This window comes from Aeromonas sp. s6 (genome assembly GCF_040907815.1).
In the GTDB taxonomy this organism is placed as follows: domain Bacteria; phylum Pseudomonadota; class Gammaproteobacteria; order Enterobacterales; family Aeromonadaceae; genus Aeromonas; species Aeromonas caviae.
Genome location: NZ_JBFOCN010000067.1, coordinates 1 through 8070 on the forward strand (window position 1 = coordinate 1; position 8070 = coordinate 8070).

Sequence of the window (8070 nt, forward strand, 5' to 3'; positions counted from 1 at the left end):
TCATCCAGGCGCGCCAAAAACTGGCTGACCAAGCCGTTCGACAGGTGTTCCAGCAGACCGCCACACTCTGGCATCAGCAGTGTCAGCACCCCACCTGGGCCGGCTTGCAGCTGCTGGCCGTGGACGGGGTGGTCTGGCGCACGCCCGATACTCCGGACAATGCCGGCGCCTTTGCCAAGTCGAAAACCGTCCAGGGGGAGACGCAATATCCCCAGGTCCGCATGTTGTGTCAGATGGAGCTGACCAGTCATCTGCTGACCCAGACAGTGATGGACTCCTGTGCGGTAAACGAGATGGTGTTGGCAGAGCAACTGATTGAAAAAACACCCGATAATAGCCTGACCCTGTTCGATAAGGGCTTCTACTCACTGGGGTTACTCCATGCCTGGCAACGCCAGGGCGTAGCGCGTCACTGGCTTATTCCGCTGAAAAAGGGGGCTCAATACGAGGTCATCCGCAAGCTGGGGCGGCAGGATGTGCTGGTACGCCTCAGTGCCAGTCCGCAGGCCAAGAAGAAGTGGAGCGAGTTGCCGGAGCAGTTCGAAGCCCGGCTGCTGACCCGGACGGTAAACGGCAAGGAGCGGCAGGTGCTGACCTCGCTCACCGACCCGCTGCGCTTCCCGGCCAGCGAGTTGATGGAGCTATACCAGAATCGCTGGGAAATCGAGCTGGGCTATCGGGAGATGAAACATAGCCTGCAACAGCACCGGCTGACGCTGCGCAGCAAGAAACCCGATGGAGTAAGGCAGGAGCTATGGGGCTTGGTATTGGCCTATAACCTACTGAGATATCAGATGGTTAGGATGGCGGCGAGCTTAAAGGGCTATACGGCCAGCCAGTTGAGCTTTCACATGGCATCGGTGTATCTGCTGCATGAACTCAGTTGCCTGCCGTTTGTGTCACCGGGCATGGTTCCAGGGCGTGTCGCTGAGTTGGACAAACAGGCAGAGCAGTTCAAGTTACCCGCCCGCCGAGAACGAAGTTACCCAAGGTGCATCAAAGCCAAACCACAGAAGTATGCGACGAGAAAACCTAGTAAAAACAATGCCAGTCAGGCTTAACTGACTGGCATTAGGATATATTCCCGCTTTTTTTTAGTCGCGATTTAAAGGGCAGCGTTCGTGGATAAAGGGAGGCCGACAAGGGATAAAAAGAGACGGGCATATCACCTCCACCCGTTCGCCGTGACAGGAGAACGGGGGAGAGCTATTTCACGATGCGATCGGCCAGGGTACCGACGGCCACCACGAAATAGGGGGAGCGATTCCAGTGACGCAGTACCCGGTAATTGTCATAGGCAAGGTAGCTTCGCCCGTGAATATCGTCGGGGCGGATGAGGGAGGCCTGCATGTCGACCGCAGGCAGAGGGGAGCCGTCCAGTTGCCGCACCCCGAGCGCCTGCCAGGCCGACAGCGGCTTGCGGATCTCAAGCCCCAGCAGCGCCGGATCGAGCGCCTCGGGCACCCTCACCCGCCGTCCCCAGGTCTGGTCTTCACGCCAGCCGTTCTGGCTCAGATAATTGGCAGCCGATCCAAATACATCCGCCAGATTGCCCCAGAGATCCTTCTTGCCGTCCCCGTCCTGATCCACCGCGTATTGCAGGAATGACGAGGGCATGAACTGCACCTGTCCCATGGCCCCCGCCCAGGATCCCTTGAAGTTGGCGGGGTTCACATGTCCCTGCTCCAGAATGCGCAGGGCATCGAACAACTCGCCTTTGAAGAAGGCTTCACGGCGACCGTCCCAGGCCAGGGTCGAGAGAGAAGAGATAAGGGGATAATGGCCGGTTATTTTGCCGAAATTGGTTTCAATTCCCCACAAGGCAACAATAAAGCGGGGTTGAACCCCATATTCCCTGCCTATTTTTGTGAGCAGCGGCAAATGCTGGCGATATAAGGTTTGGGCTTGCTTGACTTTCCATTCCGGCACCGCCCGGGGAATATATGTGTCCAGGGTCAGTTTGAATTCCGGCTGATTTTTGTCGTGCCTGATGGCGGCATCGACAAGGTGGACATCCGCAAAGGCCGCACTCACCGTCTCGGGCAACATGCCCGCCGCCAGCGCCTGCTCTTTGAGGCTCGCCACGTACTGGTCAAAATCGGGGCCGGCCTGCACCGGCGATCCCGACAGGGCGCCTGACAACACAGGGCGCCTGACAACAGCAGTGCCAGCCGCCCCGCCCTCATCGTGCGTCCTTTAATTGCGCCTTGTGCTGCTCCAGCAGGTTTTCCGGTGGCGGTGGCACCTGCAGATAAAAGCCCTGGCTCTTCAGGGCGGCCATCACCCGCTCCGTGGAGGCCAGCCCCAGGGGCTTGGCCGGGTCCAGTTTGGTCATCAGGACCAGTTCGGGACGCCCGAAGGTACTCATCAGCACCTCGGGAACGCGGGAAAAGTCCTCTCTTCGTTCAATAAAGAGATAGGTCTCGGCTTTTTTGCGACTTTTATAGACTGCACACAACATGGAAATTGATATAATCCGACGGGTTTATTGCCTCTGGTGGTGGCAAACTATAACATCAGGAATTGAATAACAATAACGTATTACCGTCTCGGTTCGGGGAAGATTCATGGTTGAACGCGATAACGAATTGAAAGGGACCACCTTCACTATTTCTGTGTTGCATCTCAGCGATGGCAATCCGGCCCGGATCCGACAACTGCTGGAGGCCAAGGTCGCGCAGGCCCCCCAGTTTTTTAATTGTGCCCCCCTCGTCCTCAATGTGGAACGCCTCGAGGCGATCCCCGATTTCGAACAGCTCAGGGAGCTGGTCGAGTCGGAAGACTTCGTGCTGGTCGGGATCACGGGGGCGCGGGACGAGGCGATGAAGACGGCCGCCAAGGCGGCAGGCCTCGCCGTCATGGTGTCAGGCAAGAGCCGCAAGGCAGAACCTGAGCCGACGCCGCCAGTGTCTGAGCCCAAGCAAGTGGAGGCCGCACCGGTTCCTCCGGTGCCAGCGCCCGTGGAGGCAAGCAAGGTCCACGTGGGCCCGGTGCGCTCCGGTCAGCAGATCTATGCAGCCGGCACCTCGCTGGTGGTGCTGGGCTCGGTGAGCCCTGGCGCCGAAGTCATCGCCGATGACAGCATCCATGTTTATGGTGCCCTGCGTGGGCGAGCCATCGCAGGGGCCAAGGGCAATCCCAAGGCCCGCATTTATTGCCAGCAATTGCAGGCCGAGCTGCTCTCCATCGCGGGCACCTTCCAGCTCAGCGATGCATTGCCTGCAGGCGTGATACAAGAGCCGGTCCATATCCGGCTCGACAATGAACAACTTCGTATAGACCGAATCAAATAGAGTTACAAGGAAGCGAGAATGGCGCGAATCATAGTCGTTACATCGGGCAAGGGTGGCGTTGGCAAGACGACAACCAGCGCGGCACTGAGCACCGGTCTGGCCCAGCGTGGCCACAAGACCGTGGTCATCGATTTTGACATTGGTCTGAGAAACCTGGACCTCATCATGGGTTGCGAGCGGCGCGTGGTCTATGACTTCGTCAACGTCATCAACGGGGAAGCCAACCTCAACCAGGCCCTCATCAAGGACAAGCGTTGCGAAAACCTGTTCATCCTGCCCGCCTCCCAGACTCGGGACAAGGATGCCCTGACCCGTGAAGGGGTGGAGAAGATCCTGGATCAGCTGGCGGAGATGCAGTTTGACTACATCGTCTGCGACTCCCCCGCCGGTATCGAATCCGGCGCCCTGATGGCGCTCTATTTCGCCGACGAGGCCATCGTCACCACCAACCCGGAAGTCTCTTCCGTGCGTGACTCGGATCGCATCCTCGGTATCCTGGCCTCCAAGTCCCGCCGTGCCGAGCGCGGTGAGGATCCCATCAAGGAGCACCTGCTGCTAACCCGCTACTGCCCGACCCGCGTCAACCGCGGCGACATGCTGAGCGTGCAGGACGTACAGGAGATCCTGGCCATCAAACTGCTCGGGGTGATCCCGGAGTCCCAGGCGGTGCTGCGCGCCTCCAACTCCGGCGAGCCGGTCATTCTGGACAAGGAGTCCGATGCCGGTCAGGCCTACGAGGACGCCGTCGCCCGTCTGCTGGGTGACACCAAGGATTTCCGTTTTCTGGAAGAAGAGAAGAAGGGCTTCTTTAGCCGACTGTTCGGGAGTTAAGCATGTCATTATTGGATTATTTTCGTTCCAACAAGAAACAGAACACCGCACAACTGGCCAAAGAGCGGTTGCAGATCATCGTGGCTCACGAGCGTTCATCCAGAGGGGGGCCGGATTACCTGCCCCAGCTCAAGCAGGACATCCTCGACGTGATCCGCAAATACGTGCAGATCGACCCGGACAAGATCACCGTCCAGCTTGATCAGAAGAGTGACGAGTTGTCGGTGCTGGAGCTCAACATCACCTTCGCCGACGACCAGAAGAAGGGATGAGCTGACGCACCATGCGCGACCCCTTCCCCCAACGAAGACCGGATCCTTTCCCAGGATCCGGTTTTTTAATGCCTGGCGTCCCGGCATCTCGCCAAGGGCATCAGGGCCAGCTAGAATACCGCGCACCCCGAGGCGCTGCCGACGGACTTTCCCTCCCCCCTTATCTGGAACACGGCTTTTATGTCTTTGAATGACGAAATGCACAGCGTCGAGGAACTGCTCGACACCGCCCTCGAACTCTTCATGGAGCTGGCCTCCGACAACCTGCCCGAGCAGGAGATCGTCCGCTTCAATCAGGAGTTCAACGACCGCGGCCTGCTGGCGGAGACCGATCCCGCCGACGACTGGGCGGCCGACGTGGGATTTGAGGTGAGCGACGCCGACTATGCCGAGATCTGGGTCGGCCTTGGCAACGAACAAGAAGAGTACGAGCACCTGTTTGCCCGCATGCTGCTCTCCCGCCGCGTCGACGAGAAGTTCTGCCACATCGAATGGCTGCCCCAATAATTCCGGATCCCGATGATCCTGGCCACTATGACTGGGACGGCGGGCCCGCGCCCGTGAGGCCTTCGCACAGACGGCGACTGCTGGGCTGGCTCGGCAAGCTGCTGCTGGCCGCCTTTGCGAGCACCATCGTCTCGGTCGCGCTGCTGCGCTTCATCGACCCTCCCATGTGGACCTGGCGCCTCGAACGCGCCCTGTTTCCCCCTGCCAAGGTGGCCGAGGTGAAGCACGACTGGGTGCCGCTTGAGCAGATTTCCCGGGAGCTGCAACTGGCGGTGATCGCCGCCGAGGATCAGCGCTTTGCCGAACATCACGGCTTTGACATGGACGCCATCAGCTCGGCCCTCAGGCACAACCAGCAAAGCGGGCGGGTGCGCGGTGCCAGCACCCTCAGCCAGCAGACCGCCAAGAACCTCTTCATGTGGAGCGATCGCAGCTTCCTGCGCAAGGGGATAGAGGCCTGGTTCACCCTGTTGATGGAGCTGGGCTGGGACAAGTCCCGCATTCTCGAGGTGTATCTCAACATCGTGGAGTTCGGACCCGGCATCTATGGCGCCGAGGCAGCCGCCAGGCACTACTTCGGCAAACCGGCGATACGCCTCACCCGCTACGAGGCCTCCCTGCTCGCCGCCGCCCTGCCCAACCCCTGGCGTTATCGGGTCAAGCCCCCCTCACCCTATGTGCAGCAGCGCTCGGCCTGGATCCGTCGTCAGATGGGTCAACTCGGGCAAGTCACCCTGAACCGGGTCCACGGCACAGAGTAGCGCCATCCTGCGGATCAGAGGCGGGCCCCAGATGGCCGCCGACGGTTTCCCGATGAAGGGGCAGATAGTGCCACCACCAGGTTTCGCGCCGCCGCTTGATCTGCCTTCGGTACTGTCGTCGCTTCATCTTGCCAGGCCGCCCCGTCACGCCGCCCCTGCTGGCGGCTCTGTTAACCTTATCCCCTGATCCCGCCATTTGACAGCACGGCGTCACCGCCCCCGGGCTGGCTGCCCATCCCAATACTTGTTAAAGTGGCGAACCTGGACGTATCTGGAGTGATTTCATGGAACAACGTAGCCCGGATCAGCTGGTCGAGTGGGCCTATGATCAGTTTCTGGAGCAGGCCGCCGACATGCTGGCCCCCGAACAAATCGTCGACATCACCCTCGAGTTCGAGCAACGTGGCGCGGTGGAGGCAACCCTGCCCAATGCCGACTGGTCAACCGAACTTGGCGAGCCGGTGGACATGGCACGTTGGGCCGAGGTCTGGGTCGGCTTGCTGGATCATCAGGACGAGTTCGAGGTGATCTACGCCACCTTCCTGCTCCCCCGGGATCAGAGCGAGCACGACGTGCATATCCGCTGGCACCGCCAGCAACAGGCATAAGAAAAGGCGCCCCAGGCGCCTTTTTCGTTTTTTGCGATGCCCGAGTCAGGGGCGTGCCGCGATGGCCTTGGCCAGACAGCGGCGACACCAGCAGGCGCTGGCATCGCTCATGGGCAACGCGGGAAGCTGGTTGCACCAGCAGCGCTCGATGGGTTCCCCCGCCGACACGGCGCAGAACGCCGGCTCGCCGCAGCCCGGGCAGGCATGAGTGCTCTTCGAGCCATCGAGCTCGGCCATGCGGGCCAGCTGGGCCTCGCTGTCCATGGTGGACCACTGGCCTATCTCGGTCAGGGTGCGGCCACAACCGAGGCAGAGCCCCTCTTTGGCCCGGCAGTCACCGATGCAGGGACTCGGCAACTTATTCGTCCCCTGCCGGCGTGTCGGAGCCCACGAGGCGGATGCTGTGCTCCTCGATGACGATCTTGCCCTGCTTGTAGAGGCCGCCGATCGCTTTCTTGAAGGTGCCCTTGCTCATGCTGAACATCTTGTAGATGACGTCAGGATCGCTTTTGTCTCCCACCGCAAGGCTGCCCCCCTGCTTTTGCAGGCGCAGCAGGATGCGCGCACCGGCGTCATCCATCCGGGCCAGTCCCGGCTTTTGCAGGGTCAGGTCCAGTTTGCCATCTTCGCGCACCTGCTTGACCCAGGCGGTCAGCGGCCGGCCCGTCATCACGCGGCCGAACACCTCGTTCTTGAACAGCATGCCGGCGTACTGGCCATTGACCACGGCCTTGATGCCAAGGGGGGTGTGTTCCCCCGGCAGCACCGTCACCTCGTCACCGCTCTTGAAAGGGGGGTCGATGCGCAGGAAGCGCTCCAGACGGCTGGTACCGACCATGCGCCCTTCGTTGTCCAGCATCAGGTGCACCAGATAGACATGGCCCACCTGCATCGGCTTGTTCTGCTCGCGGCTTGGTACGAAGAGATCCTTCTTCATGCCCCAGTCGAGGAAGGCACCAATCTTGTTGGCATTGACCACCTTGAGACCGACGATGTCCCCCACCATGGCGAAGGGCTTGTCGGTGGTGATCACCGGCTCGCAATCCGCATCCAGATAGAGGAAGACGGACACCTCGCTCTCCTCGGCAACGCCTTCCGGCAACTGGCGCCTGGGCAGCAGCAGCTCGCCGTATTCCCCCGCCGCCAGCCAGGCGCCGCGCTCCTCGATCTCGACGACGGTCAGGGTGTTCATCTTGCCAATCTGTAACATGGTGATCTCTTCTTTCAATATCCGGATGGGCCCATCTCATGGAAGACCCGTCATATAGAGGTGCATCGCCTCCGTCGGATGAGAGAGGACGGGGCCGATTTATGTCATGCAGGCGCGCATGTTACCCCAGAGCGGCAGCAGGACCTAGCCCCTCCCCCCTGTGTCTGACCTCTTTTCCCGCTACCGGGCGGCCAGATTGACGATATTAGCAGCATTCAGTTCCCCCTTTGCTGCAAATAACCCCACTTTTAGGTAGACTTCGCGGCCGTCAAATCCAGAGGAAGCGTCGATGAACCCAGCCACTCGTACCCGTCATCTCAATCATTGACATCCTCCCCCACCTTAGCGCTTCGCGTCACAGGAGGGGGATCCCCATTACTGGGTGATAGCTGCTCGCGCAGTACCGGGTTCCTGCTTCATCGGGCGGCCTGATTGCACCGCGCCTCCACAGGCTAAAACGGCGTGTCCCGCCGCTAAAATATTGCGAGCGCCATTCACATCGGCGTTCGCCTCATAACCACACGCAGCGCATTTAAACTGGCTTTGCGTCTGGCGGTTATCCTTCGCAGTATGCCCACAACAGGCGCA

The 8070-nt window shown here is 60.4% G+C and carries 12 protein-coding genes; 7 read left to right on the plus strand and 5 right to left on the minus strand.

The window, feature by feature from the left end; all coding sequences use genetic code 11:
* The coding region (locus tag AB5Y50_RS10935; protein ID WP_368162444.1) for an IS4 family transposase at positions 1 to 1061 on the plus strand (1061 nt) is incomplete at its 5' end.
* 145 nt (positions 1062 to 1206) lie between these two features.
* Here the strand turns inward: AB5Y50_RS10935 and AB5Y50_RS10940 are convergent.
* Complete coding sequence (locus AB5Y50_RS10940) at positions 1207 to 2145, minus strand: lytic transglycosylase domain-containing protein (RefSeq protein WP_043156189.1); 939 nt, start codon at positions 2143 to 2145, stop codon at positions 1207 to 1209.
* Between the two features lie 37 nt (positions 2146 to 2182).
* Positions 2183 to 2461 (minus strand): YcgL domain-containing protein, encoded by a 279-nt coding sequence (locus AB5Y50_RS10945; protein ID WP_039039102.1) that lies wholly within the window; start codon positions 2459 to 2461, stop codon positions 2183 to 2185.
* A gap of 106 nt (positions 2462 to 2567) precedes the next feature.
* On the opposite strand from AB5Y50_RS10945, the gene minC reads away from it, so the two are divergent.
* The 6 genes from minC to AB5Y50_RS10975 all read left to right on the plus strand — a co-directional run bounded on the left by minC (position 2568) and on the right by AB5Y50_RS10975 (position 6272).
* Complete coding sequence (minC, locus tag AB5Y50_RS10950; RefSeq protein WP_043156191.1) at positions 2568 to 3293, plus strand: septum site-determining protein MinC; 726 nt, start codon at positions 2568 to 2570, stop codon at positions 3291 to 3293.
* Between the two features lie 18 nt (positions 3294 to 3311).
* Positions 3312 to 4124, plus strand: a complete 813-nt coding sequence (gene minD, locus AB5Y50_RS10955) for a septum site-determining protein MinD (protein ID WP_010674647.1) — start codon at positions 3312 to 3314, stop codon at positions 4122 to 4124.
* A 2-nt stretch (positions 4125 to 4126) separates the two neighbouring features.
* Complete coding sequence (gene minE / locus AB5Y50_RS10960; protein WP_010674646.1) at positions 4127 to 4396, plus strand: cell division topological specificity factor MinE; 270 nt, start codon at positions 4127 to 4129, stop codon at positions 4394 to 4396.
* Between the two features lie 180 nt (positions 4397 to 4576).
* Positions 4577 to 4903, plus strand: a complete 327-nt coding sequence (locus tag AB5Y50_RS10965) for an HI1450 family dsDNA-mimic protein (protein ID WP_029314491.1) — start codon at positions 4577 to 4579, stop codon at positions 4901 to 4903.
* Positions 4904 to 4956: 53 nt separating this feature from the next.
* The gene (gene mtgA / locus AB5Y50_RS10970; protein WP_080988723.1) at positions 4957 to 5664 is read left to right on the plus strand and encodes a monofunctional biosynthetic peptidoglycan transglycosylase; all 708 of its coding nucleotides are present in this window, start codon (positions 4957 to 4959) and stop codon (positions 5662 to 5664) included.
* Positions 5665 to 5948: 284 nt separating this feature from the next.
* On the plus strand, positions 5949 to 6272 hold the full coding sequence (locus AB5Y50_RS10975) for an HI1450 family dsDNA-mimic protein (RefSeq protein WP_010674643.1): 324 nt from the start codon (positions 5949 to 5951) through the stop codon (positions 6270 to 6272).
* A 45-nt stretch (positions 6273 to 6317) separates the two neighbouring features.
* Here the strand turns inward: AB5Y50_RS10975 and AB5Y50_RS10980 are convergent, their stop codons facing one another.
* From AB5Y50_RS10980 to AB5Y50_RS10990, 3 genes are all read right to left on the minus strand, one after another.
* Entirely contained in the window at positions 6318 to 6629 is a 312-nt protein-coding gene (locus tag AB5Y50_RS10980; protein ID WP_039039099.1) for a DUF1289 domain-containing protein, read from the minus strand.
* A gap of 1 nt (position 6630) precedes the next feature.
* Entirely contained in the window at positions 6631 to 7500 is an 870-nt protein-coding gene (locus AB5Y50_RS10985) for a S1 RNA-binding domain-containing protein (protein ID WP_042014378.1), read from the minus strand.
* Positions 7501 to 7857: 357 nt separating this feature from the next.
* Positions 7858 to 8070, minus strand: a 213-nt coding sequence (locus tag AB5Y50_RS10990) for a zinc ribbon domain-containing protein (protein ID WP_368153423.1), incomplete at its 5' end; no start/stop codon positions are given.

Bases quoted from the DNA above. Each gene is read 5' to 3' on its own strand.
- AB5Y50_RS10945 (WP_039039102.1), bottom strand. From the start codon at position 2,461: ATGTTGTGTGCAGTCTATAAAAGTCGCAAAAAAGCCGAGACCTATCTC.
- minC (WP_043156191.1), top strand. From the start codon at position 2,568: ATGGTTGAACGCGATAACGAATTGAAAGGGACCACCTTCACTATTTCT.
- minD (WP_010674647.1), top strand. From the start codon at position 3,312: ATGGCGCGAATCATAGTCGTTACATCGGGCAAGGGTGGCGTTGGCAAG.
- minE (WP_010674646.1), top strand. From the start codon at position 4,127: ATGTCATTATTGGATTATTTTCGTTCCAACAAGAAACAGAACACCGCA.
- AB5Y50_RS10965 (WP_029314491.1), top strand. From the start codon at position 4,577: ATGTCTTTGAATGACGAAATGCACAGCGTCGAGGAACTGCTCGACACC.
- AB5Y50_RS10975 (WP_010674643.1), top strand. From the start codon at position 5,949: ATGGAACAACGTAGCCCGGATCAGCTGGTCGAGTGGGCCTATGATCAG.